Annotated in this window: 23 protein-coding genes; 6 read left to right on the forward strand and 17 right to left on the reverse strand. The window is 69.7% G+C overall.

Features of this window, described 5'->3' with window-relative positions; genetic code table 11:
* Positions 1–26: 26 nt before the first annotated feature.
* On the reverse strand, positions 27–416 hold the full coding sequence (locus EXE52_RS05285; protein ID WP_049930320.1) for a hypothetical protein: 390 nt from the start codon (positions 414–416) through the stop codon (positions 27–29).
* A gap of 118 nt (positions 417–534) precedes the next feature.
* Positions 535–1374 carry a cytochrome B gene (locus EXE52_RS05290; RefSeq protein ID WP_089308331.1) on the reverse strand — a complete coding sequence of 280 codons (840 nt, stop codon included), beginning with the start codon at positions 1372–1374 and terminating at the stop codon, positions 535–537.
* Between the two features lie 243 nt (positions 1375–1617).
* Between EXE52_RS05290 and ppc the strand changes: the two genes are divergently transcribed.
* Positions 1618–4320 (forward strand): phosphoenolpyruvate carboxylase, encoded by a 2703-nt coding sequence (ppc, locus tag EXE52_RS05295; RefSeq protein ID WP_089308332.1) that lies wholly within the window; start codon positions 1618–1620, stop codon positions 4318–4320.
* Positions 4321–4334: 14 nt separating this feature from the next.
* On the opposite strand, the gene EXE52_RS05300 is transcribed toward ppc, so the two are convergent.
* The 6 genes from EXE52_RS05300 to EXE52_RS05325 form a co-directional block, all read right to left on the reverse strand.
* Complete coding sequence (locus tag EXE52_RS05300) at positions 4335–4811, reverse strand: MOSC domain-containing protein (RefSeq protein WP_049930314.1); 477 nt, start codon at positions 4809–4811, stop codon at positions 4335–4337.
* A gap of 258 nt (positions 4812–5069) precedes the next feature.
* Positions 5070–5525, reverse strand: a complete 456-nt coding sequence (locus EXE52_RS05305) for a 30S ribosomal protein S19e (protein WP_049930313.1) — start codon at positions 5523–5525, stop codon at positions 5070–5072.
* Between the two features lie 136 nt (positions 5526–5661).
* Entirely contained in the window at positions 5662–7005 is a 1344-nt protein-coding gene (gene hmgB / locus EXE52_RS05310) for a hydroxymethylglutaryl-CoA synthase (protein WP_089308333.1), read from the reverse strand.
* Positions 7006–7117: 112 nt separating this feature from the next.
* Complete coding sequence (locus tag EXE52_RS05315; protein WP_089308334.1) at positions 7118–8671, reverse strand: carboxypeptidase regulatory-like domain-containing protein; 1554 nt, start codon at positions 8669–8671, stop codon at positions 7118–7120.
* 459 nt (positions 8672–9130) lie between these two features.
* Positions 9131–10975 carry a hypothetical protein gene (locus tag EXE52_RS05320; protein ID WP_089308335.1) on the reverse strand — a complete coding sequence of 615 codons (1845 nt, stop codon included), beginning with the start codon at positions 10973–10975 and terminating at the stop codon, positions 9131–9133.
* An 86-nt stretch (positions 10976–11061) separates the two neighbouring features.
* Positions 11062–11253: a hypothetical protein gene (locus tag EXE52_RS05325; RefSeq protein WP_089308336.1), complete on the reverse strand. Its 192-nt coding sequence runs from the start codon at positions 11251–11253 to the stop codon at positions 11062–11064.
* A 186-nt stretch (positions 11254–11439) separates the two neighbouring features.
* Here EXE52_RS05325 and EXE52_RS05330 point away from each other — a divergent pair, with 186 nt between their 5' ends.
* Complete coding sequence (locus EXE52_RS05330; RefSeq protein ID WP_049930305.1) at positions 11440–12165, forward strand: nucleoside phosphorylase; 726 nt, start codon at positions 11440–11442, stop codon at positions 12163–12165.
* Positions 12166–12192: 27 nt separating this feature from the next.
* Here the strand turns inward: EXE52_RS05330 and EXE52_RS05335 are convergent, their stop codons facing one another.
* Entirely contained in the window at positions 12193–12639 is a 447-nt protein-coding gene (locus EXE52_RS05335) for a UPF0179 family protein (RefSeq protein WP_049930303.1), read from the reverse strand.
* Between the two features lie 136 nt (positions 12640–12775).
* On the opposite strand from EXE52_RS05335, the gene tmcA reads away from it, so the two are divergent.
* Entirely contained in the window at positions 12776–15106 is a 2331-nt protein-coding gene (gene tmcA / locus EXE52_RS05340; protein ID WP_089308337.1) for a tRNA(Met) cytidine acetyltransferase TmcA, read from the forward strand.
* 361 nt (positions 15107–15467) lie between these two features.
* Here the strand turns inward: tmcA and EXE52_RS05345 are convergent, their stop codons facing one another.
* Together EXE52_RS05345 and EXE52_RS05350 are read right to left on the reverse strand one after the other, a co-directional pair.
* Complete coding sequence (locus EXE52_RS05345) at positions 15468–15797, reverse strand: ferredoxin family protein (protein ID WP_086216421.1); 330 nt, start codon at positions 15795–15797, stop codon at positions 15468–15470.
* Between the two features lie 102 nt (positions 15798–15899).
* Positions 15900–17672 carry a glutamate--tRNA ligase gene (locus EXE52_RS05350; RefSeq protein ID WP_089308338.1) on the reverse strand — a complete coding sequence of 591 codons (1773 nt, stop codon included), beginning with the start codon at positions 17670–17672 and terminating at the stop codon, positions 15900–15902.
* Positions 17673–18103: 431 nt separating this feature from the next.
* Here EXE52_RS05350 and EXE52_RS05355 point away from each other — a divergent pair, with 431 nt between their 5' ends.
* Complete coding sequence (locus tag EXE52_RS05355; protein WP_080508553.1) at positions 18104–18343, forward strand: hypothetical protein; 240 nt, start codon at positions 18104–18106, stop codon at positions 18341–18343.
* 81 nt (positions 18344–18424) lie between these two features.
* Here the strand turns inward: EXE52_RS05355 and surE are convergent, their stop codons facing one another.
* Together surE and carA are read right to left on the reverse strand one after the other, a co-directional pair.
* Positions 18425–19312: a 5'/3'-nucleotidase SurE gene (gene surE, locus EXE52_RS05360; RefSeq protein WP_089308339.1), complete on the reverse strand. Its 888-nt coding sequence runs from the start codon at positions 19310–19312 to the stop codon at positions 18425–18427.
* 188 nt (positions 19313–19500) lie between these two features.
* Complete coding sequence (gene carA, locus EXE52_RS05365) at positions 19501–20562, reverse strand: glutamine-hydrolyzing carbamoyl-phosphate synthase small subunit (protein WP_049930296.1); 1062 nt, start codon at positions 20560–20562, stop codon at positions 19501–19503.
* 96 nt (positions 20563–20658) lie between these two features.
* On the opposite strand from carA, the gene EXE52_RS05370 reads away from it, so the two are divergent.
* Entirely contained in the window at positions 20659–21072 is a 414-nt protein-coding gene (locus EXE52_RS05370; RefSeq protein ID WP_006114390.1) for an Lrp/AsnC family transcriptional regulator, read from the forward strand.
* A 64-nt stretch (positions 21073–21136) separates the two neighbouring features.
* On the opposite strand, the gene icd is transcribed toward EXE52_RS05370, so the two are convergent.
* From icd to EXE52_RS05385, 3 genes are all read right to left on the reverse strand, one after another.
* On the reverse strand, positions 21137–22399 hold the full coding sequence (gene icd / locus EXE52_RS05375; protein WP_089308340.1) for an isocitrate dehydrogenase (NADP(+)): 1263 nt from the start codon (positions 22397–22399) through the stop codon (positions 21137–21139).
* Between the two features lie 156 nt (positions 22400–22555).
* Positions 22556–23560: a glycosyltransferase gene (locus tag EXE52_RS05380; protein WP_049930293.1), complete on the reverse strand. Its 1005-nt coding sequence runs from the start codon at positions 23558–23560 to the stop codon at positions 22556–22558.
* A 57-nt stretch (positions 23561–23617) separates the two neighbouring features.
* Entirely contained in the window at positions 23618–25147 is a 1530-nt protein-coding gene (locus tag EXE52_RS05385) for an HTTM domain-containing protein (protein WP_089308341.1), read from the reverse strand.
* Between the two features lie 122 nt (positions 25148–25269).
* Between EXE52_RS05385 and EXE52_RS05390 the strand changes: the two genes are divergently transcribed.
* A complete protein-coding gene (locus EXE52_RS05390) occupies positions 25270–26208 on the forward strand; it encodes an isoaspartyl peptidase/L-asparaginase (protein ID WP_049930288.1) in 939 nt (312 codons plus the stop codon).
* A gap of 55 nt (positions 26209–26263) precedes the next feature.
* Here EXE52_RS05390 and EXE52_RS05395 read toward each other — a convergent pair whose 3' ends face one another.
* Positions 26264–26779, reverse strand: a complete 516-nt coding sequence (locus EXE52_RS05395; RefSeq protein WP_086219228.1) for a hypothetical protein — start codon at positions 26777–26779, stop codon at positions 26264–26266.
* Positions 26780–26895: the final 116 nt, after the last annotated feature.

Consider the following 26895-nt stretch of genomic DNA (forward strand, 5'->3'; position numbering starts at 1 on the left):
ACAGCCGGCGACGACGAGCCGGCCCGCTACTCATCGGGGATCTGCTCGGTGTCCGTCGGGATTTGTTCCACCTGCCCCGCGAGCGTCGCGGCGTCGCCGGCGACGGTGGAGGGCTCGACGCCGGCCTCGCCCGCGACCAGCCTGACGTGTGCGGCGAGCAGCGCGAGCGCGCGGAGTCCCGCCCCCTCCGGGTCGTCGTCGGTGCGCTGGGCGAACGTGGTGTCGACCTCGCCGTCGCGGACGACGCCGACGTGGACCGCGTCGATGTCGTCGCCGTCGAGCAGGTCGCGGGCGCGGGCCAATTCCGCCTCGAAGTCGTCGCTCGCGGGGGCGTCCGCACCGCCGGCGGCCGCGGATCGGTCGTCGTCGCCGGCGGCCTTGGAGACGGACTCGTCGGAAGCGGGGTCGTCGCTCATGTCATTCCCTCGGACGAGCGAGGTGAAAAGCGCGGCGACGACTTACACGAGACGTCCGAGGGACGAGCGGAGAGGAGGGCGGAGCCGCGACAGGGCGGGGTTACTCCTCGGGCTGGGATTACTCTTCGGGTCGGGGACGCGCGATGAACAGCGCCTCCTCGATGGTGAACGGGTCGTACGTCGACTGGTGGCAAACGCAGTACGAGCCGTCGGCGGCGTCGTAGCGGGCCGACTCCTCTAGCTCCTTGTAGCCCGGAATACAGCAGAAGTGGGTACAGACGTTGAGGTACGCCATGAACCCCTGATCGGTCGAGGCCTGGAGCCACTCGTCGTTCTGGGCCGCCTCCTCGATCTCCGGCGAGCGGATCACGATCGCGTTGAGGTTCGTATCGGAGTCCTCGGAGCGCCACGTGGTCATCGCCGGCTTGCCGACGCCGTCGCTGCCGATCCCGTTCCCCCACTCCTCGTAGTCGTCGAAGTCGTCGATGTGGATCCGGTCGCCGCCCGAGTAGGTGTTCGACTGCCAGTCGTACGGCGGGCCGCTCGCGGCGCGGAACAGGTTGTCGGACTCGAAGTTCGGCTGGACGTTCTCCTGCGACTCGACGCCGCAGTACTGGAACCACGCGCCGGAGTAGGTCGTCCCGCCGAGCTCCTCTTGTGCGACCTCGATCTCCTGTCCCTCCTGGGTGATGGTCGTCGTCTCGGGCCAGATGCCCTCAATGTACCCGTCGTCGTTGACCTGAACCGGGATCTGCGGGAGCCCGCGGGGCGCCGGACCGCCGGTCTGCGCGATGGTCTTCGCGATCGTCGACCCGCCGCCGACGCCGCCGGCGGTCGTCAGGGTGTTCACGGTCGCCGACCCCATCGCGCCGACCCCAGCGAGGGCCGCGCCGCCGACGACGCCCTTCACGAAGCGTCGCCGCCCGGACTCAGACGGATACTTATCGGACGCACTCATGCTCGCTACTGAGGTTGGATCGGTAAAAAGGGTGACGAACCCTCCACAGCGGCGAGAATCGGAGCCATTCCGGGTCGACGGCGACGCTTCGGAACCGGGCCGCGCCCGGGACCGACGAGTCGCCGCCGCCATCGCCTCCGGCCGGGGTCGGCAAGGAACGTTCGTGATCGAATTTACTCGGAACCGGGGCAAGCATTCGTCTAGCCCACGGATTTAACCGATCCCGACCGAACTGTCTGTGGTATGAAGTTGCATAATCGGGACGTGCGGACGGACGTTCGAGAACTCGGGGCGCTGGTGGGAGACGTCCTGGCCGCACAGGCGTCGACGGACGCGTACGAGACGGTCGAGACGCTGCGGAACGCGGCGATCGATTACCGGCGGGGAGACGCCGCGGACCGGGCCGCCCTCCACGAGGCGGTCGCCGACCTCTCGACGACACGCGAGGAGGTCGTCGCCCGCGCGTTCACGACGTACTTCGAGCTCATCAACCTCGCCGAGGAGCGCGAGCGCGTCCGCGCGGTCCGGAACGCCGACGACGGGACCGCCCTCCACGACTCCTTCGACGCGACGATAGCCGAGTTCGCCGAGGCCGGCGTCGACGCAGACGAACTGGAGGAGCTGCTCGCCGACGTGCTCATCGAGCCGACGTTCACCGCTCACCCCACGGAGGCCCGGCGGTCAACCGTGAAGTCCAAGCTCCGCTCGATCGCGAACCACCTCGGCGAGCTCGACGAGCGCAACCTCACCGACCGCGAGCGGCGCGCCGTCTGGCGCGACGTCACCGCCGAGGTAACCAGCCTGTGGGGCACCCGACAGGTCCGCCAGCGGGCCCCCGAGCCGGAAGACGAGGCGCGCAACGTCCAGTGGTACCTCGAGAACACGCTGTTCGACGTCGTCGGTGACGCCTACGAGGAGTTCGAGGAGACCATCTCGAAGGAGTACGACGACGTCGACTGCCCCAAGCTCTTCGAGTTCCGCTCGTGGGCGGGCTCCGACCGCGACGGCAACCCGTTCGTCACCCCCGAGGTGACCGACGAGACGCTCGAACGCCAGCGCGAGGTCGCCGTCGAGAAGTACCGGGACCGCTGTAAGCGGCTCTCCGCGGTGCTGAGCCAGGACGGCGACCGGTACGCCGACGGCGACGCGCTCGCGGAGTCGCTCGCGGCCGACGCCGAGCGGTTCCCGACCGTCGTCGAGGAGGCGCGCGAGCGGTACCCCGACGAGCCGTACCGGCAGAAGCTCCGGCTGATGCGCGAGCGCCTCGACCGCGTCAACGACGTCCGGCCGGGCGAGTACCCCGACGGCGACGCGTTCCTCGACGACCTCGACGTGATCGCCGAGTCGCTCCGCGAGGACGGACAGGAGTCGGTGCTGGAGTCGTTCGTCGAGCCGTTCCGCCGGCAGGTCGACACGTTCGGGCTCACGCTGGCGTCGCTCGACCTGCGCGACCACCGCGAGAACCACACCGAGGCCGTCGCCGAGGCGGTCGCGGCCGAGGGCGTCGACTACGCCGAGATGGACGAAGACGAGCGCGTCGACTTCCTCACCGAGGCGATCCTCCAAGAGGACCCGGTCGTCGACGTCGACGAACCCGGCGACGTCTCCGAGACGACGGAGCGCGTCCTCCGCCGGTTCGCGTCGTTCGCGGGCTGGCAGGACGAGTACGGCCAGCAGGCGATAGACACCTACTGTATCTCGATGACGGAGGAACCCAGCCACGTGCTGGAGGTGCTCTTCCTGGCCGACCAGGTCGGCGTCGTCTCCTTACCCGACCACTGCGCGGTCGACGTCGTCCCGCTGCTCGAGACCGAATCGGCGCTCAACGGGGCCGAACGCATCCTCGGTACCCTCTTCGAGAACGAGGCGTACGCGGCCGCGCTGAAGGCACGCGACGAGGTCCAAGAGGTCATGCTCGGCTACTCCGACTCCAACAAGGAGAACGGGTTCCTCGCCGCGAACTGGGACCTCTACGAGAACCAGCGCCGGATCGCCCGGTTCTGCCGCGAGGAGGAGGTCACCCTCCGGCTGTTCCACGGCCGCGGCGGCTCCATCTCGCGCGGCGGCGGCCCGATGAACGAGGCGCTGACCGCGCTCCCGAACGAGACCGTCACCGGACAGGTGAAGTTCACCGAGCAGGGGGAGGCGATCGCCGAGAAGTACGCCAACCCGCGGATCGCCGAGCGCGAGCTCGAACAGATGCTGGACGCCCAGATCCGCGCCCGGAAGGAGGCGAACGAGGAGCCGGTCGAGAACGTGCCGGACCGCTGGGTGGAGGCGATGGAGGTCATGGCGCCCGCCGCCCGGGAGACGTACCGGGACCTGCTGAACAGCGACGGATTCGTCTCCTACTTCGAGCAGGCGACGCCGATCAGCGTCGTCGAGGACCTCAACCTCGGCTCCCGGCCCGCCTCCCGCTCCGGCGAGCGCAGCGTCGAGGACCTCCGCGCGATCCCGTGGGTGTTCTCGTGGACCCAGACGCGGCTCATCCTCCCCGGCTGGTACGCGATCGCCTCGGGGATCGACGCCTACCTCGACGAGGTCGGCGAGGAGGAGGGGATGGAGACGCTCCGCGAGATGTTCGACGAGTGGCCGTTCTTCCGGACCACGCTCGACAACGCCTCGCTGGCGCTCGCGCGCACTGAGCCGGAGATCGCCGCCGAGTACGCCGACCTCGCCGACGACGAGCTCCGCGAGCGCTTCTTCCCCGAACTCGTCGACGAGTACGAGCGCGGCCGCGAGCTAGTGTTGTCGATCAGCGGCCGCGACCAGCTGCTCCGCCGCGAGTGGCTCGAAGAGAGCCTCGACCGCCGGAACCCCTACGTCGACCCCCTGAACCTCCTCCAGGCGAACCTGCTCGGACGCACCCACCGCACCGACGAGGAGGAGCGCACCCTGCGGCTCACCGTCAACGGCATCGCCGCCGGGATGAAAAACACCGGATAACCCGGGGTCGGTCGCTACCAGACGATCTCGTCGCCGACCGCTACCGTTCCCGACTCCACGATGCGGGCGTCGAGCCCGCCGCGACCGTCGAGCGCGGTCACCGCGTCGGACTCCTCCGCGAGATCGGCCATGTAGCCGCAGGGCTCGCAGCGACCCGTCCCCTCGACGGTCGCTTCGCCGACCCGGAACCGCTCGCCGACGAGCTCCCCGAGGTCGACACCACGCGTCGTGACGTTGCGCCGGTGCGCGCCCGCCTCTAGGTCGACGCCGTGTTCGGCGGCCGCGGCCGCAAGCGTCTCGGCCTCAATCAGCGTGATGTCGCTCGGCTCCAACTCCGACTGCTCGTTGTAGATCCCGTCGCCGTCGAAGTAGCGGTCGCCGCGGAGCCCGCGGTCCGCGACCGCCTCGACCGCCTCCCGGGGCTCCGGGTCGCCGCCCGTCCCAGAGGCGACGTGAATTCGTTCGACCGTGCCGACGCGTGACTCCGTCATGCGCGACTCACGCCGGCACTCCGAGACGCGGGATCAAGAAGGTAGCGGGGGAGCGACCGAAGGAGAGCGTCCGAGGAGAAGAAGGCCGACGCGTATGTGTCGATTTACCCGATATCAGATTTTGTATAGCGGTGTTTGGTTTACGACGTGCGCAACGGGCGAACTCGCGAGACGAAGCAGCCGCTTGCGAGACGCGTGCGATGTGACCGAGAAAGCAGTCGCTACGGCGGTAAAGCGGCCAGAAACAGAGATATCGGTTTACGCGTAGCGTTCGAGTTCCGGACGGTCGAGGTCCTCGAAGACCTCGGTCGCGACCTCGGAGAGGAACGCCTCGCCCTCGTCGGAGAGGCGGCGACCCTCGCCGGAGGCGGTCGTGACGAGCCCGTCCTCTTCGAGCGCCTGGAGCGACGAACGGATGAGCTTACGCGAGCCCCCCTCGTGCTCGCCGGGGCGGACGATGTAGCGATTGGAGCCGCGCTTCTTCGAGCCGTACTCGGTCGCGAGTCGCTCGATGCCGATCGGCTCGTTCTGCGCGACCTTTCGCAGGAGGCTCGCGGATCGGACGTACCAGAAGTCGTCCTGCTCCGGCGGGAGCTCCTTGCCTGCGCCGCTTTTGGCGAACTCGACCCAGTCGGGCTCTTCGATCCGGTCCTCGAGGCGGGCGGCGACGGCCTCGATGAGGTCGTCGGCCGGCACGTCGTAGATGGTCACCATTGTGTGTCGATTCACGCCAGCGTCGTTTAAAAGCATCGTATCGCGAACGACCCGTGTGAGCCGTTTTCACGGGATTGCGGGCCGCTGCGGATGACTCACGGTTCGGTGAGCGTGCCGGTCAGCGGCGGTCGCGGCGCTACTCGGCGTACTCGTACTGGCGCTCGTTCATCCGCCCCCAGCCGGTGAAGACGAACTCCCCGTCGGGCTGGGTGAACTCCTCGACCTCGCGCCCGAGGTCGGCGTCGTACTCGTGGACGTCGTGGACGTCCTCGTACTCCTCCCACGTCAGGTCGTAGCGGGCGTCGAGCTGGTCGTCGATGTCGAGCCTCTCGATCTCGGCGCGCCACCCCTCTCGGATCGTCTCGGCGTGGATCTCGGCCTGCGCGCCCGAGCCGTAGGAAGCGACGAGTAGCGTGTCGCCGACGAACTCGCGGTCGCGGGTCAGGGCGTCGCGCAGGGCGCTCACGCGGGCGATGTGGACCGAGCTCGTGTACCAGTTGCCGACCTCGCGCGAGAGCCCGAGCGTCGGCTCGACGGCCGTGTCGTACCACGTCCGGTACTGCTCAGTCGTCTTCAGCTCGTCCATGTACCCGCGGATCGCCTCCTCGTAGGCCTCCCGGTCGTCGTACTCGCCCTCGCGGGGCTGGCGGCCGATCTCGTCGGCGAGCGCGTCCTCGTGTGCTGTATCGCGGATGACGTGACGGTAGGCGAGGAGCGCCGCCTTCCGGACCATGCCGGGGAACGGCGTGTGGAACGGCGCGTACGCGAAGTCTTCCAGCTCGATGTCGTCCGTGACGGACTCGTAGTCTTCGAGGGCCTCGCGCATCCGGGAGAGGTACACCTGGACCGACCGCTTCCCGTCGACGCTGGGGAACTGCTGGTTCGGCTTGAGGAAGTCAGTCTCGTCCTTCGAGCCGTACCCCTGGTCCGTCGAGAGCTCGACGATCGAGGGGTCCTCGTCGATCAGCATCGCGACGGCGCCGGCGCCCTGCGTCGCCTCGCCGGGGTCACCGCGAGCGTACAGCGCCGTGTCCGTGGTGATGACGAGCGCGGGGCGGTCACGGTTCCGGCCGGCGCGGATCCAGTTGTACGCGTCGTCAATGGCCTGCGTTCCGGCGAGGCAGGCGAACTTGCGCTCGCCCTTGTTGGCGTGGGTGAAGTCGCCGTCGTACACCTGTTCGAGGCAGCCGGCGATGTACGTCGACACGGGCTTCGAGTGGTCGAACGCCGACTCGGTGGCGACGTCGATCCGGCCGACGTCCTCGGGTTCGAGCCCCTTCCGGTCCATCAGCCCCTTCGCGGCGTTCGCGCCCATCGTGACGATGTCCTCGTACACGTCGGGGAACGAGGAGTTGGTGAGCCCGAGCCCCTTCGTGTACTTCTCGGGGTCGTCGCCCTTCTCCGGCGCGAACGTGCCCGGCAGGTCGAGTTTGAGCTTCCCGGTCCAGATCTCGATGCCGTCGATCCCGACTGCGGTCATACACGGACGTTCATGCGGCCGGCATATGGCTTTGTCGATGAGAAGTACGTTGATTGTGGAACACAGGCGGAGACTCTAGCGAGGAAGCGGGATGCGAGCGCGGCGATCGGCCTCAGTCCTCGTCACCGGCTTCAACGGTCGGATCGGGAGCGAACCACGCGCCGTCGGTCGTGACGGTTCCGCCGTCAGACGCGATCGCGATCGCGCCGTCGGATCCGAGCGCGGTCGCCTGGGCGCTGAACACGCCGTTCGTGAGGTCGATATCGTCCGCGGCGGACAGGTCGACGTCGCCGGGAGCCACGAGCGCCGTAGTGGTGACCGTAGCCCCGCGGGCGGCGATTCGGCCGCCCGAGTCGATATCGATGTCGCCGCCGGACAGACCGAGCCAGCCGGTGAACGAGGCGTCTATCCTCGCGCCAGCGATTGAGACATCCCCGTCCGCGTCAAGGTCGACCGACTCCGCCGACAGCAAGACCCCATCTCGAACCGTGATGCGGTCGGCCTCAGCAGAGAATTCCCCACGGATCTCTGCGTCGTCAAAGATGACGAGGTGGCCGTCAAACTCACCGCGATCCGCCAACTCCGCCGCAGAGAACGTCTCGTCGGCGGTCCCGTCCCCGTCACGGTCGACGTACGCGACGCCGTCGCTCTCGGGAGCAAGCACTTCGACGGTCGTCGTCGCCGTGTCGTTCTCGCTCGCGACCGCGAGTTCGACCGTTCCGACGTCCGTCGGGTCGGGACGCCACGTGATGGAGAGCTCTCGCCGCTCGCCGCCGGGGAGCGTGAGTGGCTCTGACTCGACGACAGCGCCGGCCACGGAAAAATCGATCCGCTGGGTCCCCTCCTCGTCGCCGACGTTCTCGACGGTCGCGTTCACGGTGACCGGCTCGGTACCGACGACGCGAGCCTCGGTATCGTCGATCCGGACCTCGAACTCGGCGGGTTCGATGGGATCGAGCGTGACGTTGACAGTCTTCGTCCGGTTGGCTTCGACGGTGACGGACCGTGTCACCGCGAGGAAACCGGGCGCGGTCACTGAGAGGTCGTACTCGCCCGGTGCGAGCCCGTCGATACGATATCCCCCACCGGATCCGGTCCGGGTCTCGGCGACGCGACCGGCGCCGTCGACGACGACCGTCGCGCCCGAGAGGGGAGTGGCCACCTGCCGAAGTCCGAGCGACGCACCCGAGGCGACCCGCATCGACCTCGCGCCGGGGCCGAGGACGGTCCCCTCGATCGCGCCGGTCTCGACGCTCGGTTCGGGCGCCGGCGTCAGCGTCGCCCGCTCGATCTCCCCGCCCGAACCGTCGTGGTAGAGCCGGACCTCGTTCGACGCGTTCGCGACGAGCGCGTCCGAAAACGTGCGGCGGTCGCCCGGACCGAACTCGCCCGGCGGGGGCGCGAACGGGTAGCGAGTCGCGTTGCCGTCCGTCCTGACGACGACCGTCAGCTCGTCGTTCGGGAGCGCGTCGCCTCCCAAGTGGTCGACCCGGAGGTCGCTCCCGTCCGCGCTCAAGTCCGCGGAGACGACAACCTCGTCGACGTTAGATCCTACGCCGCCGACGTAGGCAACCCCGATCGCGCTGGCGCTCACGACGAAGACGGCGAGCAGGAGGATGATTCCGACCGTCTCGGACTGAGCGCGGGCGGTTGCGGGGCGAGGCATAGAGAGAACAGTCAGGTCAACTATTTCCGGTGCGGTATTTTATTATGCGGTCGCAGATATCAACAGCGATAAGCGTAGAAACTGAGACTTACTGCTACCCAACTAGCCGTTGGTAGCCCACTGAGAGTTCATCGCTGTTCCGGCGTGCCTCGTATCAGACTGTGACGTTCTGTTGGAATCGATTCTTTTCAGATCGAGAGAGGTATCTGAGTCCCATTCAGTCAGTGTTCGCGAACCGAGTTTGGTGTCGACTTCCTGTTAAATAACGATTTGATCCCAGCCAATTTATTTCAAGATCAGCCGTTTTTACGCATAGTCTCAGCTACTCGGTTAGATCTTAATACCGCGTTCTTTACCGCGGTCGCAATTGATCGCTCGTGAACTTGAATTACCTTTTGATAAAATACGTCGGTCATGGAGAGATGGCCCGATATAATCCCGTCAGCTGAGGCCGTTCGGTTAGAGGGTCAGCAGGAATGTCTTACTGCTCCCATCACTAAATTGGAGAGTTAGTTCGACGTTTGCCTTGTTCATGTTCGCGTTCTGGTTACCGTCCCTGAACTGGCCGAGCCGGACGTCCGCGCTGTTTCCGCCCGTGATCTGGAGCGTAGGGCTCAGCGTCGCCGTAGTGCCGACATCAATTTGCCCGCTGACTAACGTGGTGTCAGTTCCAGCATTGACGAACGTGTCACCTTCGGTGTCTTCGACGTTATCGACATCGGTATTCCCTGTGTTGGTCTCAACTGACTCAACTGTGATGTCGGTTATTTCGATGCTTTGTGTGTCCGGACCGGACGATCCGATGGTGAACGTGACATCGTTGTTTCCACCCGCCGTGTCTTCTCCGGTTACAGTCGTGCGGTCGGCCATCGTTCCTTGACCGCTCTCGATGACTCGCACCAGGAGTCTATCGACATCGTCACCCGCTGCTGCGTACACGTGGAATTCATCACCGACGTCCGCGTTGTTCGGGGAGAAGACGAGGGTGTCAGAGCCGTCGTGTTCTGGAGATGATAGTGGGTTCAAACTCGGAGAGCCCCCGTTTTGTAGCGGTGCGAAAGAATAATCTATTGTGGCGTCGTTAATCAGGTCCCCGCTCTGTCGGTCAAATATCTGAACTTCGAGATCCGTATCGGTGTTCTCAGTGGCGTTCACCGGCGAGGATGGTATCCACCTGACATCGAACGTCTGATTTCCGGCTGTGCCGCCGCCCTCTGACACGTCGAAGGTGACCCGCTCGTAGGTCGGCCCGCCGGTCCCGTTGATCGTCGCGATGAGGGCCTCGGTCTCGTTAACTTCGAAGAACGCGCGCCCCCCGTCGCCGGTGGTGCGGTTCGCGCCGTCGAACGCGACCGTCGCGTCGGGCACCGGGTTGTTGTACCGGTCGCGCACCTCGACTGTGACCGTCTCTCCGACCGCGGCGCTCTCGGAGCCGACCGGCACGACGTACGCCGGCTCCGTCTTTCCGGTCGCGTCGAGCGACACCTCGGAGAGCGCCAGCCGATAAGGATCCGAACCGTTCGCCAGCGTGACGTTGATCGCCTCGCCGGTCGCGTTCCGCGTTGCGGTCGCGCCCGCCGGGAGCGCACCATTCCAGCGCTCCGCGAGGGCGGAGGCGTTCCCGACCGCGGTCGGGAGTTCGAGGGTGATCTGCCCGCCTCTCGGTTCGAGCGGAACCGTGGTGTCGCTCGCGGAGACGGCGCGCGGGTCGACGCTACGCGGAACGACGCCGGTTTCCGACACCGAGCCGCTCAGCGCGGTCAGCGAGATCCGCTCCTCGGAGACGACCGTCTGGCCGGTCCGGAGCAGGACCGCGTCGTCGAACTCGGCGGCGACGACGGAGTGCTCGTAGACGAGTTCGGGGGCGCCGTCGAACTCGTTGTACTCCGCGTCGTAGCGGAGCGAGCGCGTCTCGAACGAGGGACTCGTGTTCCAGAAGTCGCGGGCGTTCTGGTGGGCGCCGTCTCCGACCGTCGCGTTCAAGACCCGTATCGGCCCCGTCGGCTCCGTTTCGAGCGACCCCGACACGGGCGGCGGGTTGATGAAGAACGTCCGGGCCGGGTACCGCGTGCCGAGGCGGACCTGCGTCGACCCGGTCGAGCCCGTCGAACCGGCGCGGAGGACATCGTTGCGGAGGTCGCCGAAGTCGTCCTCGACCTGCTGGCTGTGTTCGAACTCGACGTTCGCGTTCTCCGTCGGGACGACTTGAATCTGGAAGATTCCGAGCGCAACGATCAGGAACCCGAACAGGATCACCGTCCCGACCACGACCGACTGGCCTCGACGGTCGCGACTGAATCGCATTGTGCGGTGTCGACGCCGAGCAGGTATAAAAGCCTCCGTCGACCTCTCAGTCACGATACTCGGACGACAACTGCGGAGACCGGAGATCATCCGCCCGTCTGTCGCTCGGTCAGCCACGCCGACCCGACCGCCACGACGCCAGCGAACCCGCCGAGCAACACCGCCTGCGTCCAGTTGAAGCCAAGCAGCGTCCCGGCGACGAGTGTCACGAGGAGGAACGCGACGGTGAGCGCACCGAGCGTCGAACCGAAATCGGCGGAGGCGTCAGCGTCGGTCATAGTCGAACGTCGCGGCCTCGGGCGATAAAACGGTCCGATCCGGTGGAGTCGGCGGTCCAGCCTGGGGGGACCGCGGCCGTTCGATCGCTGTTGTAAATCGCATAGCGCGATATCAAATTGTGTTTGCGGCGTGATCCCCGCCCGCCGACCGGTCCGTTTTTGCGCGCGGCCGCTGTTGCGGCGCGTATGGCGAAACAGCCGCACCTGCTGGTCGAGGAGGGCGACGTCCACGAGATCGCGGTCATCCCGGGCGATCCGGGTCGCGTCGACCGGATCGCCGACCTGTGCGACGACAGCGAGGTCGTCGCGCAGAACCGCGAGTACAAAGTCGTCAACGCGACCTACGACGGGGTCGACCTCACGATCTGCTCGACCGGGATCGGCTGCCCGTCGGCCGCCATCGCCGTGGAGGAGCTCTCGCGGGTCGGCGTGGAGACGTTCGTCCGGTGTGGCACCTGCGGCGCGCTCCAGCCGGAGATGGAGGTCGGCGACATGGTCGTCGCGACGGGCGCGGCCAAGGAGGAGGGGACGAGCAAGCGGTACGAGTCGGCGAACTACCCGGCGGTCCCGGACTACGACGTACTCACCGGCTTGGTCGATGCGGCCGAGGACAACGACGAGGAGATCCACGTCGGCCCCATCGTCTCGGACGACGCGTTCTACAACGAGGACGACGAGTACGTCGAGGACTGGAACGACGCGAACCTGCTCGCGATCGAGATGGAGGCGGCGACCGTCTTCTCGCTCGCGCGACGCAAGGGGCTCGCGGCGGGCGCCATCTGTACGGTGGACGGTAACCTCGTCGCGGGCACGCAGAAGGGGGCAGACTCCGACGACGAACTACCGGAGAAGGCGAAGGACAACGTCGAGCGCGCGATCCGGATCACGCTGAACGCGATCACCTCGCTGTAAGCGAAGCGAGCGGCCCCGCGGCCGGACTCACTCCTCCGCGCGGAACTCCACGAGCGTCAGGTCGCGGTCGAGCGCGCACGTCTCGTGCGGGGGGTCGCCGAGCACCTGATCGATGACGCGCTCCTCGTCGAAGTCGGCGCCGTCGGGGACGCAGTAGCCGTGGCTCGGGCACTCGGTGTGCGGGCAGGGACCGGCGAGCGACGCCTTGCTCCCGGCGTACGCGCGCTTCGACGGGACGTTCGCCGGGACCGACGCGGGCTCGACCTCGACCGCGCGGACGCCCGCGTCGTGGACGGCGCAGTCGAGCGTCTGGGCGTTCTCGCGGATGTCTGTCACCCGGTACCGCTTCCCCTCGGTGAGGTTGAGACACTGGCCGCGGTAGGGACACCCTTCGCAGCCGGCCGATTCCCCTTCGTAGACGAACTCGCGGCCCACGTCCGCGAGCCGAGTCCCGATGAGCGTGACCGTGGTCATGCCGGGAGCGACGCGCCGCGCGGCCGTAAGCCTCCCGCCTTTGCCGGCGTCGCCGGAGCGTCGTGAACGAGCAACTCGCCTCGGCGACGCGCGGAGGGGAAGACACATGACCGCGCCTCGGCAACCACGAGCGGAGATGATCGCGGGAGTCGCGCGCGAACTGCGCGCCGAGGCCGAGCGGACGAACGAGCGGCGCGTCCTCGTGCTGGCGGGCGACCGCGACCGGGGAACCGACGCCGCCTACGACGCGATAGTGTCCCTCGGCGTCGACGACGAGGCGGTCTCGCTCGTCTCGACCCGGGAGGGGTTCCGGTTCGAGGAGCACCGCCCGCGGAGCGCCGACGAGCTGCTCGGACGCACCCGCGAGGCGGTCGTCCTCGACTGCCACGAGCGGTTCGTCCCCAACGCGCTCGGCCGCGCGGTCGGCGCGGTCGACGGCGGGGGGCTCCTGATCCTGCTGACGCCTCCGCTCGACAACTGGCCGGCGGTCCGGGACCGCTTCGACGACTCGCTCGCGGTCCCCCCGTACGGCGTCGGGGACGTGACGGGACGGTTCCGCGAGCGCCTCGCGTCGACGCTCCGGACACATCCCGGCGTTGCGGTGGTCGCGCTCGGCGACCGGCCGGAGCGCGACGCCCTCGAACGGGACGGGCTCACCGGCGAGCAGGCCGCCGAGCGCGACGGCCCGAGCGCCCGTCGCGCTCCGAGCGCGCCGCCGGGCGCGACGTTCCCCGCGGCCGCGTACGACGCCTGCCGCACCGCCGACCAGTCGCGGGCGCTGCGGGCGTTCGAAGCGCTCGCCGAGCCCGGCGCCGCCGTCGTGGTCGAGTCCGACCGGGGGCGCGGGAAGTCGAGCGCGGCCGGGCTGGCGGCCGGCGCGCTCGCGCTCGGCGGCGCCGACGTGCTCGTCACCGCGCCCGCGTTCCGGAACGCCGCCGAGGTGTTCGCGCGGGCCCGAGAGCTGATCGGGACCGAGACAGACGGAGGGTGCGGCGAAGCCGACCGCAACGACCGCGGGGGCGACGCGGACGAGCGCGACCTCCGAACGCCGGCCGGCGGTCGCGTCCGGTTCATGTCGCCCGCGGCGGCCGCGGCGGACGCCGACGAGGCGGGCGCCGTGATCGTCGACGAGGCGGCAGCGCTCCCGGTGCGGCTCTTGGAGGGGTTCCTCGACGCGCCCGCGGTTGCGTTCTGTACGACGGTCCACGGCTACGAGGGAGCGGGTCGGGGGTTCGCGGTCCGGTTCCGGGAGCGGCTGGTCGGCTCGCGGTTCGCGGTCCGGGACGTGCGGCTCGACGAGCCGATCCGGTACGCGCGGAACGACCCGGTGGAGGCGTGGGCGTCGCGGGCGCTCCTGTTGGACGCTCGCCCGGCGGTCGACGACGCGGTCGCGGACGCGTCGGTCGACGACGCGACGTATCGGGCGCTCGACCCGGAGGAACTGCGCGCGGACGAGACGCTGCTCGGCGAGGCGTTCGGGCTGCTCGTCACCGCACACTACCGGACGGAGCCGAACGACCTCGCGCGGCTGCTCGACGCGCCGAACCTCGTCGCGCGCGCGCTCGTCGCGGACGACCGGGTCGTCGCGGTCGCGCTCCTCGCGCGGGAGGGCGGCCTCGACGCCGAGACGCGGCGGCGGATGTACGAGGGCGAGCGCGTCCGCGGCAACATGGTGCCTGACGTGCTCACGAGCCAACTCCGCGACGAGGACGCCGCCGCCCCGCGCGGCCTGCGAACGGTCCGGATCGCGACCCACCACGCGCTCCGGGACGCCGGCTTCGGCTCGCGGCTGCTCGACGAGGTCCACGCAGAGTTCGGGGGGGAAGTGGCGGGCGACGGCGAAGCGACTCACGACGACGGAGAGCCGGTCGACTACTTCTCGGTCGGCTACGGCGCGACGCCGCGCCTGCTCCGCTTCTGGAAGCGCGCGGGATACCGGATCGGCCACCTCTCGACGAGCCGCAACGACGCCTCGGGGGAGCACTCCGCGATCATGCTGCGCCCGGAGACCGCGGCCGGGCGCGACCTGCTCGCCCGCCACGCGGTCGCCTTCCGGGACCGCGAGCGCGACGGGCTCTCCGACGCGCACCGCGACGTCGACCCGGACGTGATCCGCGGCGCGCTGGGTGCGTGTTCCGCCTCCGTCCCGGTCGATCTCACCGAGACCGAGTGGCGCTCCGTCGTCGGGGCGTCGGTCGGGCCGGGGATGTACGACAGCGCGCCCGGCGCGTTCCGCGACCTCGCGCTCGCGGCGCTGGTCGAGGGGACCGACCTCGACGACCGGGCGGAGCGCCTGCTCGTTCGGAAGGTCCTCCAAGGCCGGCCGTGGGAGGAAGTCGCCGACGACCTCGGCTTCGCCTCGACGAGCGCGTGTATGCGGGCGCTCGGCGACGCCTACACCCCCCTCGTGGAGCGGTACGGGACCGACTTCGCGCTCGCGGAACGGGAGCGGTTCACCGGCGAATGAGCGGATCGGCTACGGCCGCTTGCTAACAGGTCTGCGGTGGCGCGTGCCTCCGAACGCCCGTAGGGCGTGAGGAGCACGCGCGAGGGACACGGTTCGCGCTCGGAGAGCGCGAACCGCGAGGCTGGGGAGGCGTGAGGTGCCGTGCTGTGCGGTCGGGGCGGGACTCAAAGGGGCAGTCGCGAGGCGGACGCAGGCGACGCAAGCACCGCAGGAGCGAACGAAGTGAGCGACGAGGAGCGCAGCGAGCGTGTATCCGCCTCGCGACTGGGGCTTTGGAGAGGTTCGACGGCGATCCGCTGTTGACCATTTATAAAAGAACAACTCGGCACACAGAGACCGCCACCACAACGAGAACGACTACTTATAATCGGTTCTCGCGTCCGGGGTCGACATCGATCGCGTCGACCGGACAGACGTCGACGCAGAGCATACAGTCGATACACTGGTCCTCGTCCGCTGGGTTCGCCTTCCGCTCGGACTCGGGGTGGCCGGGTGTGTCCGTCCACTCGAACACGTCGACCGGGCAGTCCTCCAGACACGCGCCGTCCGCGAGACAGATGTCGAAGTCGACCGCGACGTGGGTGCCGCGGATCCCCTGTTTCTCCGGCGGCTCGACGGGCCCCCACACGGCGACACCGTCCTCCTCGCCGACCCGCTCGCGGTTCGCTTCGAAGTTCGAGTCGATGGCCATCGTTGCCCTCGCTTCGCCGGTCGCGGGTTTAAATTCCCCGACGAACGGATTCGGTCGACCGAGCGCAGCGCCGCCGGGCGGCCGGACATCGCCGACCTCGGCCTACGGGTGCGCGTAGTACGCCAGCAGGTCCTCGGTTCCGTTCGGGCCGTCCTCCTCGTCGGTCGCCTCGGGGTCGAACCCGTCGATCCGGGCGAAGCCGACGCGCACGAACTGGACGACCGTGTCGGGGTCGACGTCGGCGAGCGCGGGTTCGGCGATCCCGCGCACGTCGCCGTCGACGGTCCGGAGGAGCGTGTGGAGGCCCTCCTCAGCGGGCGCCCAGTGGACTACGTCCACGTCTCCTTCGCGGACGACCTCGATGCCGTCGTCGACGAAGGCGAGCTCGTCGCCCTCGTACCGGACGCAGCCGTACCCCTTGAGCCAGACGCGCTCGCCCTCGCTCGGGAGGTCGGGGGACTCGACGAGGACCCGGCCGGCGGGCACCTCGCGGTCGCCGCGGTCCTCGTGGTCGGGGTGGAGCGGCGGATGGCCGGCCGCGGGCGCGGGCGCGTCGCCGTCGACGACCGGGAGCGCCACGGCGGGCGCGTCGTCGCGGTCGCGGACGAAGAAGTAGCGGTCCGCCTCGTCGTCGACGAGGTCGCGGTTGTGCGCGTAGACGGACGACATCGCGAGGTCGACGTCGGAGGTCGACATCCCCAGCTCCGTCATCGAGTCGACCAAGGCCTGCCCCCGGAGCCCGCGACGGCGCATCGACCGAATGGTCGGGGCGCGCGGGTCGTCCCAGCCCGTCAGCTCGCCGTCCGCGATGAGCCCCTTGATCGTCGAGGTGGAGAGCGTCACGTCGTACTCGTCGACCTGGACGTGGCCCCAGTGGAGCACCTCGGGGTACTCCCAGTCGAAGTAGTCGTAGACGAACCGCTGGCGCTTCGCGGAGTCCTGGAGGTCGATGCCGCGGATGATGTGGGTGACGCCAGTGAGGTGGTCGTCGACGCCGGACTGGAAGTCGAGCATGGGCCAGCAGCGGTAGTCGGCGGCCGCCTCGCGCGGGTGGGGCGTGTCGATCATCCGGAAGGCGACCCAGTCGCGCAGCGCGGGGTTCTTGTGCTCGATGTCGGTCTTCACGCGGAGGACCATCTCTCCCGAGCCGTACTCGCCGTCGACCATGGCCGCGAACTCCTCGCGGACCGTCTCGGCGTCCTTCTCGCGGTGCGGGCACACCTCGCCCGCGTTCTTCAGCTCGGAGAAGTCGTCGCCGGAGCACGAGCAGGTGTACGCGCCGCCGGCGTCGATCAGGTCGCGGGCGTGCTCGTAGTACGTCTCCAGCCGGTCGGAGGCGTAGAGCACGCGGTCGGGCTCGAAGCCGAGGTACTTGATGTCGTCCAGGATGGCGTCGTACGCGTCTAAGTCGGGGCGTTTCGTCTCCGGGTCGGTGTCGTCGAACCGGCAGATGAACTCGCCGTCGTAGCGCTCCTTGTACGTCCCGATGACGGCAGGCATCCGCGCGTGGCCGACGTGCCACGGGCCGTTGGGGTTCGGCGCGGCGCGCATCACGACCTCGCCGTCCTCGGCGTTCGGGAGATCGGGGAGGACGCGGTCGTCGTCCTCGTCGTCGGCCTCCAGCTCCGCGAGCTTATCGGGGGCGAGTTCGCCGAGCCGCTCCCGGCGGGCCGCCTCGTCCATCTCGCCGACCTCCTCGACGACCGGCGCGAGGACGCCCGGGATCTCGTCGCCGTGCGGGCGGAACTCGGGGTTCTCGCCCATGATCGGCCCCATGATCGCGCCCACGTCCGGGTCGCTGCCGTGTTTGAGCGCGTTGAAAAGCGCCGCGGCCTCGCCGGCCGCCGCGACGCGCTCGCGGAGTTCGTCGTCCATGCCGCTCGCTTGTCGGGGTCGGGTCAAAAACGCCGCGAAACGGCGGGAAGGGGCGAGTCCCGGAGCGGAGCGGGCGACGCGGGGCGAGGGCGGCGTCGCCGCGGCGCCCGTCGCACCGGAACGGCGGGTAGGGGCACTCGACACGAGCCGCCGAACGGTCTTAAACGACCCAGACCGTTCACGGCGGAGAGAGCCCAGAGACGGCGTGAACGGTCGAGAGTTTTTTGCCCGTGCGGGACCGAACGCACCGATCGACCGTCGACGTGGGCACGTCCGACGGACGGTCCGGGGCGACGATAGTTCCGCGGTCGCTCCGGCGGCACCGAACTCGGACGAACGGGTTCGGTTCGTCGCCTTGATGTTCGCCGGGGACGTGGTGGGCGCATGAGCGTCGCGCCGGGAGTCGTCGGAACACAGATGAGGGGATCGCGGTGGTAGGACCCATCTCCGAGTCCGAACGGGACGCGGGGAACCGGAAGATCAGGATCGCGTTGCTCGCGATTGTCACGGCCTCGCCGCCGCTCCTCGCCCTCCAGTTGGACCCGTCGCCTCTCCAGTTGCTCGCCGCGCTCGGCGGCGGCTTCCTCGTCGGGCTGGTCGTCGTGTGGTACCTCGGTCGGCTCGCCGCGGAGTTCAGCGGGAGCGGGCGACGGCCCCGGCGGCGTCGCTGAATCGATAGACCGCGCCGCTAAATCAGCAGACTGCGCCGCTGAAGTGGTCGATAGTGGTCGTACTCCGACCGACGACCGCCGTTAATCGGCTCCCGTCTCTGCGCCTCGAACCGGCTCGACGAGTTCGCCCGCCTTTTCGCCCGCGACGGCGCGCGAACTCGACAGCGGGGAGATGCTCACTTCGCCCTCCACGGCCGCGCGGCGGTCCGACCCGGGATCGTCCGCCACGTCGCCGCGCAGGAACTCCCGCCAGAAGCGGTCCCGCAGTTCCATCCCCATCTCGCCGCGGCGCTCGCCGAACTCCCAGCCCTCGGGGACGTTCTCGTCGTCGGGTCCCTCCTCGCCCGGGCGGAACTCGATCACGTCGAAGCCGCGGGCGGGCTCGGTCAGCCGGTAGGTGGGGTCCTCCGCGGCCTCGTCGTCCGCCGCCGGGACGTTGACGTTCAACACGTCGGCGCCGAACGGGAGTTCGAGGGCGCCGTCGCCGGCGTCGCGTTCGGCGCGGTCGATCAGGTCGGCGACGACCTCGCCGGCGACCGCGAAGTCGCCGTTGTCGAGCGTCGGCGGCACGGGGAGGTTCCCGCGGTCGTACAGCGACACGGCGATCGCGGGCGTGCCGAGGAACGAGGCCTCCATCGCGGCGCCGACGGTGCCGGACTGCCCGAGGATGTGCGCGCCGATGTTCGGGCCGTGGTTGCAGCCGGAGACGACCACGTCGGGGTCGAGCCCGAGCGCCACGTCCGCGACCGCGACGCAGTCCGCGGGAGTCCCCTCGACCGCGTAGCCGCGGTCCGTCTCGGTGTAGTCGACCGTCGTGTCCCACCACGAGCGCGCGCCGCCGACGCCGGACTGGTTCGTCGCGGGCGCGACGACCGTCACGTCGTGGTCGCGCAAGAGCGCGTCCGCGAGCGCCCGAAGCCCGACGGCGTCGATCCCGTCGTCGTTGGTGAGCAGGATCTCGGTTGGCATACGACGGTGTGCGGGGGGACGGGAGAAAACGTCGCCGGTCCGCGGCGAGGGGCGCGGAGACCGAAGGACGGACCGAGAGGTGAGAGCGGAGAGCGAAGACGGCGTCGCGAGCGCCGACCGAGTGGTACTCCGAGTGGTCAGTCAGAGGGCGTCGGAACCGCCGGGAGCGGGGAGGGCGGACCGCCGGCTCAGTCGGCCGCGACGCGGCGCGACGAGGTCGCCAGGTCGAGCACTTCGTCGAAGAAGCCGAGCGAGTCGTGCGGCCCGGGGTTCGCCTCGGGGTGGTACTGGCGGGTGATCACGTCGAGATCCTCGCTGTCGAGCCCCTCGACGGTGTCGTCGTTGACGTTCACCTGCGTCACCTCCAGCGGGCCGGTGTCGTCGACCGTGTAGCCGTGGTTCTGGGTGGTCATCACGACCTTGTCGGTGCGGAGGTCCTTCACCGGCTGGTTGACGCCGCGGTGGCCGAACGCCATCTTCTCGGTCGAGCCGCCGAGCGCGCTCGTGATCACCTGCTGTCCGAGGCAGATGCCGGCCATCGGCAGGTCGCCGGCGAACTCGTCGACGACCGCCTGGGCCGCGACGAAGTTCTCCGGGTCGCCCGGGCCGTTCGAGACGAAGAGCACGTCGGGCCCGACGGCGGCCACGTCCTCGGGGGTCGCGTCGTACGGGAGCACGTGGACGTCCGCGCCGCGGTCGGTGAGCGAGGAGATGATCGATCCTTTGGCGCCGCAGTCGAGGAGGGCCACGTCGGCGTCGCCGCCCCCCTCGTGGACGGTCGGCTCCGCGACGGACACCTGCGCGCCGATATCGACGTGGTCGCTCATCGGCTCACACGCCTCCATCGCTTCGACGGCGTCCTCGGCGGTCGCGTCCGGGCCGGCGGCGATCCCGCAGGCCATCGCGCCCTCCTCGCGGACGGTGGTGACGATTTCGCGGGTGTCGACGTGGTCGACGGCCGGAACGCCTTCCGCGGCGAGCCAGTCGGCGACGTCGTCGGTCATCTCGCGGGCGACCGCCGCGTTCGGCCGGACCGATTCGGACTCGAACCGCTCGGTTCGGACGCCGTAGTTCCCGATGAGGGGGTACGAGAAGGTGAGGATCTGTTCGGCGTAGGAGGGGTCGGTGAGCGACTCCTCGTAGCCGGTGTACGCGGTCGTGAACACTAGTTCGCCGCGGGTCCGCCCCGGCGCACGGGCGCGCGCTTCGAGCACGCGACCGTCGGCCAGCGCGATGTAGGCGTCCGACATTACGAGAAACGTACGCGTAAAGGATAATAAATGCGTCGTTCGAAGGTTAGTTACGATATTCGTAACGGGTAAGTCGGCGGACCGAGACGGATCGGTATGGACGACCTCGACAGACGGATCCTCTCGATCCTGCGACGGGACGCGCGGACCCCGTACACGGAGATCGCGGACCGGGTGGGGACCTCCGAGGGGACCGTGCGCAACCGCGTCGACCGGATGACGGACGAGGGCGTGATCGAGCGGTTCACGGTCACGACCCGCACCGGCAACGTGAAGGCCATGATCGAGATCTCGGTGGAGATGAACGTCAACACGGACGCGGTCGGCCAGCGGATGGTGGAGTGGGAGGAGGTCGACTTCGTCTGGCAGGTGTCCGGCGAGGAGGACGTCGTCCTCGTCGTCGACGCGGTCGACACGCGCGCGGTCAACGAACTGATCACGCAGGCCCGAGAGATGGACGAGGTCAAGTCGACGAAGACGCGGCTCATCCTCGACGAGCGGTTGGGATAGGCGGGGACGCAGCGACGATTTGGAGAGAAGAGGAGTCGTTGACCGCGGGGTCGACGACGGAGCCTTACGCCAGTTCGTCGATCTTGTCGACGACGGCGTCCGCGAACTCGCTGGTGGCGAGCTTCTCGCCGCCCTCGATCTGCCGGTGGAGGTCGTAGGTGACCTTGCCCGAGGCGATGGTCTCCTCGACAGCGTCGCGCACGAGGTCCGCGGCGTCGGACCAGCCGAGGTAGTCGAGCATCTCGCGGCCCGAGAGGATCATCGCGGTGGGGTTCACCTTGTCCTCGCCGGCGTACTTGGGCGCGGAGCCGTGGACGGGCTCGGCGAGACAGCGGCCGTGACCGCGGTTGATGCCGGGCGCGATGCCGAGGCCGCCGATCTGCGCGCCGGCGGCGTCGGACATGTAGTCGCCGTTGAGGTTCATCGTCGCGATGACGGAGTACTCGTCGGTGCGGGTCAGCAGCTGCTGGAGCATGTTGTCCGCGATGCGGTCTTTCACGACGAGGGTGCCCTCCGGCTGCTCGCCGTCGTGCTCCTCCCAGAGCTGGTCCTCGGTGATCACGTCGTCGCCGTACTCCTCCTCGGCGACCTCGTAGCCCCAGTCGCGGAAGGCGCCCTCGGTGAATTTCATGATGTTCCCCTTGTGGACGAGGGTGACCGAGTCGCGGTCGTTCGCGAGCGCGTAGTCGACGGCCTCGCGGATGAGGCGCTTTGAGCCGAACTCGGAGATGGGCTTGACGCCGATGCCGACCGGACCGTCGTGGATGACGTCCGCGATGCCCATGTCGTCCTCGAGGAAGTCGCGTACCTGCTCCGCGCCCTCGGTGCCGGCCTCCCACTCGACGCCGGCGTAGACGTCCTCGGTGTTCTCGCGGAACGTGACCATGTCCATCTCCTCGGGGCTCTTGACGGGGGACGGGACGCCCTCGAGGTGGTAGGTGGGACGGACGTTCGCGAACAGGTCGAGCGTCTTGCGGAGGGCGACGTTCAGCGAGCGGAAGCCGGCGCCGACGGGGGTCGTCAGCGGGCCCTTGATCGCGACGCGGTGGTCGCGGATGGCCGAGACGGTGTCCTCGGGGAGGTTCTCGTCGTACTTCTCGCGGGCGCTGGCACCGGCGTAGACGCGCATCCACGAGATGGATCGGCCGGTCGCTTCCGCGGCGGCGTCGAGCACCTGCTGTGCGGCCGGCCCGACGTCGGTGCCGATTCCGTCGCCGTGGATGATCGGGATGATGGGGTTCGACGGCACGTTCAGCTCGCCGGTCTCCTCGTCGGCGAGCGTGATCGCTTCGCCGTCGTCAGGGACATCGACTTTATCGTAACTCATGAACGTTCGACGATTTCCGTGGCCCCCTAAAGTGGTTGCCGTTTTCGGCGTGAGCGTCGCGCTCGCAGCCTTTGCCGGTTCTCGCCGCGGGCGCTCTCGCAGTCTCTCCCGTTCTCACCGCGGGCGGCCCCGACGCCTCCCCGCGGTGTCCCGCGGTCAGATCGGCTCGACCTCGACGTCGAACAGCGACCGCCAGCGGTAGCGGCGCCCGCCCCAGACGAACGTCCGGCGGGCGAACGCGTACGCCATCAGCGGGGGCGCGATCAGCACGCCCGGCGCGGCGAGCAGGAACGTCGCGCGCCGGATCCCGAACCGGGCGTACGCCGCCCCGGCGAGGGCCGTGACGAGCGTCACCCCGGCGACCGGCGCGAACAGGCAGAGCGCCGCCATCGAGACGCCGAAGGCGGCGTTGAACGCGGTCGCCCCGGGGGCGTGGTACCGGGTGATCGTCAGGAAGCGGACGAACCGCTCCAGCGAGTCCCGGGCCGACCCGCCCGCCCGGACGTACCGCGTCCGGTCGACCGACGCCACGTCGAGGTGGTCGGTGAGCGTCCCGTCGTCGCTGACCGTCCGCAGGAGGTCCCGGCGGAACGCCGCCTCCCCGGCGCGGAGGTCCTCGCGCTCGAATATTACCGCGCCGCCCCACGCGACGCCGGCCGCGAACACCGCGAGCGTCCCACCGATCACGTACGCGGGTTCGAACAGGCGAGCCAGCGGGTCGAGCCCGACGAACACCGGGACCTCCGTGGTGGGCCCCTGCCGGTCGTAGTCGGCGTCGAGCGTCGCCAGCCAGTCGGGCGGATGGCGGAAGTCGTCGTCCGTCCAGGCGATCCGGTCGTTCGCGGCCGCCGCCATCCCGGCGGCGATCGCGTTGGCCTTGCCGGAACACCCCTCCGGTTCGCCGGCGATGACGATCCGGACGCGGGGCGGCAGGTCTCCCCGCCGGTCGGCGACCGGGTCGTCCGGGGAGTCGCAGATCACGAGGAGTTCGTCGGCGTCCGCGTCGTCGTCGGCCGCGCCGCTCGCCTCACCGCCGAGCGCCTCGGACCCGCGGAGCTGGGCCGCCACCTCGTCGCAGGCGTCGGTCCAGCGGACGGTCGGGAGCAGGACGGACACCGGCGTCGAGTTTCCCGGCGACGCGGTCGGTTCCGGAGCTGTCACGACAGGGGTATCGGGCGGTCCGAAAGTAAACGTCCGCGATCGAGTCTCGCGCCCCGTTCACGGCGCCGAGCACGAGCGCGTCCCGAGTTCGTCGACCCGCGTCTCCCCGTCCCTCACGTCGACGTCGACGGCCGACACCGTGACCGATCGGATCGCGCCGTCTCCACCCTCGGCGAAGCCCCCCGCCCGGTCGCAGAGGTGCGCGAGCAGCGGGTCGACGCGGGCCGAGTCAGGGTTGTTCGCGAGCGCCGTGAGGAGCTTCCGCCAGCGCGCGGTCGGGTACGCGCGGGCGTCGGAGGGCGGTCGGTCGCGCGCGACGCGGTCGCCATACAGCGCGTCGATCCGGTCGCCGTCGGCGGTCGCGGCGGTCGCCGACACGCGCGCGTCGGTCGAGGGCGGGTTCGGCGCGAACATGGTCCAGCCGCCCTCCGTCGGGTCGGACACCGACGCGACCGCGTCGGGCGTCTCGACGGCCCCGAGCGCCATTCCGTTCCACGCGACGACCGCGACGAGGAGGACCGCGGCGAGGACCGGGATCGCGGCCGCAACTCCCTCGCGGAGGACCCGGAGCGACCGCGGACCGGCCGGTCGTCCCGCGGAGACGGTCCGACGCTCCGCGAGGCGGCGGAGCCGGTCGGCGGCGGGGGCGACCGCGCGCTCGACGCGGTCCCAGACGAACCGCGGGAAGAAGGGCAGCAGCGAGGTCGCGGAGATCGCGGGGAACACGCCGATCTGTAGCGCGGCGGCCATCGAGAGGTGCGCGGCGACGAACGTCCCCGCGAGCGCGGCCCGGACCCGGCCGGCGGCCGCGACCAGCAGCGGGGAGGCGACGAGCAGCGCGAGCCAGCCGTAGGTGGCCGCCGAGAGCAGCGCCGGCCACTCCGGGACGAGCCCGCCGAGCGGGCCGTGGAGGTAGGTGAGCCGGAACACGCGCGCGACCGCCTCGCCGCCGGGCCACATCGACCCTCGGAACTTCTCGACCGCGTTGGCGACGTACACGACGACCGCGAGCGTCAGGAGAAGCGCCGATGCGGGGCCCGCGACGCGGTCGCGGCCGTCGCCGCTGGGCGGGGCCGCGGCATCGGGGGCGCGGCGGCGGACCGCGTCGACCGACCAGCGAGCGCTGAGCGGGCACAGGAGTCCGGCGCCGAGCAGCTGGAGGAGGAGGGTGTCCCCGGCGTTGAGGACGAAGGGGTTCCGCGCCTGAAGCGACGCGAGCAGGAGCAGGGAGGCGACGACCGCGACGCGGGTCCGGTGGCCGACCGCGAGCGCGACAGCGGCGAGCGCGGCGGCGAGGAACAGCAGCGCGACGGCCCACGCCTCGCCGGAGACGGCGTGGAGCGAGAAGCGGGCGCCGAGTGGATACGCGTCGGTGAGCGTCGCCCGCGGGAGGACGCCGGCGTCCGTGTAGAAGGCGACGAGGTTCCGCGACCGGAGCGCGAGGTCGACGAGGAGGACGGCGCCGAGCGCGATCCGGAACGCGGCGAGCGCGCGGGGGTCAATCCCGAGTCGCCGGCGGAGCGCGGCGCGGAGCCGGGACGCGGCGCGGCGTGGGGCGGCGCCGCCGGCGGAATCGGCCGTCGTCACGATGGCTCCGACTCGCCCAGCGGCGGGAATAGGTCTTGCGGCGGCGGAGGGGGAGGCCGGTCGACCCCAGCGGTCGCCGCCGGCTTCCGGACGCTTATGTGGCCGCCGCGGGAGCCTCCGGTATGCGAGTCATCGTTCACGGCGGCGCCGGCGGCGCCCCGGACGACCCGGAGCCCAGGCAGGCGGTCCTCGACGAGGCGGCCGCGCGCGGCGCCGACGCCGCGACGCCGCTCGACGCGGTGGAGTCGGCAGTCGCCGTCCTCGAATCGGACCCCCGGTTCAACGCGGGCGTCGGCGGCGCGGTCCAGTCCGACGGCGTCGTCCGCACCGACGCGGGCGTGATGACCTCGGACCGCGAGATCGGCGCGGCCTGCTCGATGCCGGGCGTCGAACACGCGGCGAGCGTCGCCCGGATCGTCCGTGACGAGACGCCGCACGTCTTCGTCTCGGGTGAACACGCCGTCGAACTCGCGGCGGAGTTCGGCGTCGAGACGGGCGCCGCCCTGCTCACCGACGAGACGCGGGAGCGATACGAGGCGGAGGACCCGCCGCGGGGCGGCCCGCGGGAGCACCTCGACTGGCTCGCGTCGCGGTTCGGGTCGGGCGACGATCGGGCCGGCGAGCGGCCGGACGACGGCGACGGGACGGGGGTCGAGGCGTCGGGCCGCGCCTCCGATCACGACACCGTCGGCGCGGTCGCGACCGACGGGGAGCGCGTCGCGGCGGTCACCTCGACCGGCGGGCGGTCGTTCGCGCTCGCGGGGCGCGTCGGCGACGTGCCGCAGGTCGGCTCCGGCTTCTTTTGTACCGAGGCCGGCGGGGCGAGCGCGACGGGCGCCGGCGAAGACATCGCGCGGGTGACGCTCTCGCGACGAGCGGTCGGCCACCTCGATGACGGCCTCGGGGCGCAGGAGGCGGCGGACCGGGCGATCGCGGAGTTCGAGGAGCTGACCGGGTCGGGGGCGGGCGTCATCGTCCTCGACCCGACCGCGGCGGGCGCAGACGCGGCCGGGAGCGCGTTCAACACCGAGGGGATGCAGACGAGCGTCGCACACGAATAGCCGCCGGCGAGTCCGGCGCGGCGAGGCGGCGTCCCGGCCGGGCGACGGACCCGCGCTATTCGAGGGCGGTCGCGAGCTTTCGGTTGCGGTTCGTCGTGGGAACGTCGGAGTCGATGAGCTGTCCGCAGGCGTCGACGAACCCGGCGTGACCGACCTCGCCGCAGAGGACGTGGGTTTCCGCCTCGGTGTTGACGTAGACGTCGATCACGTCGCGGTCCGAGTGAGAGAGGAAGTCGCGGGTCGTGTTCCAGCCGCCGACCGCGAACAGCCCGAGGAACGCCGCGAACGCGATCTCGGGGCGGGTCTCGACGCGTCCGGTGTACACCAGCCCGATAGCGCCGACGGTGAGGACGAGCGAGAGGACGAGGAAGAACAGTCCGAGGAACGTGTGCCGGTGGAGGCTCGTGTCCCGCTCGAACTCGACGCTTGTGATATCGCGGACCGGGATCGAGACGGGTTCGTCCGCGGACGGCCGACGGTAGGTGAGTTCCCCGTCGGACGCAGAAAACGAGACCGTGTTTTCTCCGTCGATGATATATTCATCGAGGTGTGCTTCGGTCGTGAAATTCATGAGGGGACAGGACGGTGTCGAGACGGTTCTTTCGGTTCGTCTGATATGTAGCTTTCGACACCTATTGGCGGCTTTCAGCGCCTCCGTCGACTGCCCCCGCGACGGTGACTCGAGGG

Source organism: Halorubrum sp. CGM4_25_10-8A (assembly GCF_005435025.1).
GTDB classification, from domain to species: domain Archaea; phylum Halobacteriota; class Halobacteria; order Halobacteriales; family Haloferacaceae; genus Halorubrum; species Halorubrum ezzemoulense.

Coding starts and splice junctions, on each gene's coding strand:
- EXE52_RS05285 (WP_049930320.1), bottom strand. CDS start 416: ATGAGCGACGACCCCGCTTCCGACGAGTCCGTCTCCAAGGCCGCCGGC.
- EXE52_RS05290 (WP_089308331.1), bottom strand. CDS start 1,374: ATGAGTGCGTCCGATAAGTATCCGTCTGAGTCCGGGCGGCGACGCTTC.
- ppc (WP_089308332.1), top strand. CDS start 1,618: ATGAAGTTGCATAATCGGGACGTGCGGACGGACGTTCGAGAACTCGGG.
- EXE52_RS05300 (WP_049930314.1), bottom strand. CDS start 4,811: ATGACGGAGTCACGCGTCGGCACGGTCGAACGAATTCACGTCGCCTCT.
- EXE52_RS05305 (WP_049930313.1), bottom strand. CDS start 5,525: ATGGTGACCATCTACGACGTGCCGGCCGACGACCTCATCGAGGCCGTC.
- hmgB (WP_089308333.1), bottom strand. CDS start 7,005: ATGACCGCAGTCGGGATCGACGGCATCGAGATCTGGACCGGGAAGCTC.
- EXE52_RS05315 (WP_089308334.1), bottom strand. CDS start 8,671: ATGCCTCGCCCCGCAACCGCCCGCGCTCAGTCCGAGACGGTCGGAATC.
- EXE52_RS05320 (WP_089308335.1), bottom strand. CDS start 10,975: ATGCGATTCAGTCGCGACCGTCGAGGCCAGTCGGTCGTGGTCGGGACG.
- EXE52_RS05325 (WP_089308336.1), bottom strand. CDS start 11,253: ATGACCGACGCTGACGCCTCCGCCGATTTCGGTTCGACGCTCGGTGCG.
- EXE52_RS05330 (WP_049930305.1), top strand. CDS start 11,440: ATGGCGAAACAGCCGCACCTGCTGGTCGAGGAGGGCGACGTCCACGAG.
- EXE52_RS05335 (WP_049930303.1), bottom strand. CDS start 12,639: ATGACCACGGTCACGCTCATCGGGACTCGGCTCGCGGACGTGGGCCGC.
- tmcA (WP_089308337.1), top strand. CDS start 12,776: ATGATCGCGGGAGTCGCGCGCGAACTGCGCGCCGAGGCCGAGCGGACG.
- EXE52_RS05345 (WP_086216421.1), bottom strand. CDS start 15,797: ATGGCCATCGACTCGAACTTCGAAGCGAACCGCGAGCGGGTCGGCGAG.
- EXE52_RS05350 (WP_089308338.1), bottom strand. CDS start 17,672: ATGGACGACGAACTCCGCGAGCGCGTCGCGGCGGCCGGCGAGGCCGCG.
- surE (WP_089308339.1), bottom strand. CDS start 19,312: ATGCCAACCGAGATCCTGCTCACCAACGACGACGGGATCGACGCCGTC.
- carA (WP_049930296.1), bottom strand. CDS start 20,562: ATGTCGGACGCCTACATCGCGCTGGCCGACGGTCGCGTGCTCGAAGCG.
- EXE52_RS05370 (WP_006114390.1), top strand. CDS start 20,659: ATGGACGACCTCGACAGACGGATCCTCTCGATCCTGCGACGGGACGCG.
- icd (WP_089308340.1), bottom strand. CDS start 22,399: ATGAGTTACGATAAAGTCGATGTCCCTGACGACGGCGAAGCGATCACG.
- EXE52_RS05390 (WP_049930288.1), top strand. CDS start 25,270: ATGCGAGTCATCGTTCACGGCGGCGCCGGCGGCGCCCCGGACGACCCG.
- EXE52_RS05395 (WP_086219228.1), bottom strand. CDS start 26,779: ATGAATTTCACGACCGAAGCACACCTCGATGAATATATCATCGACGGA.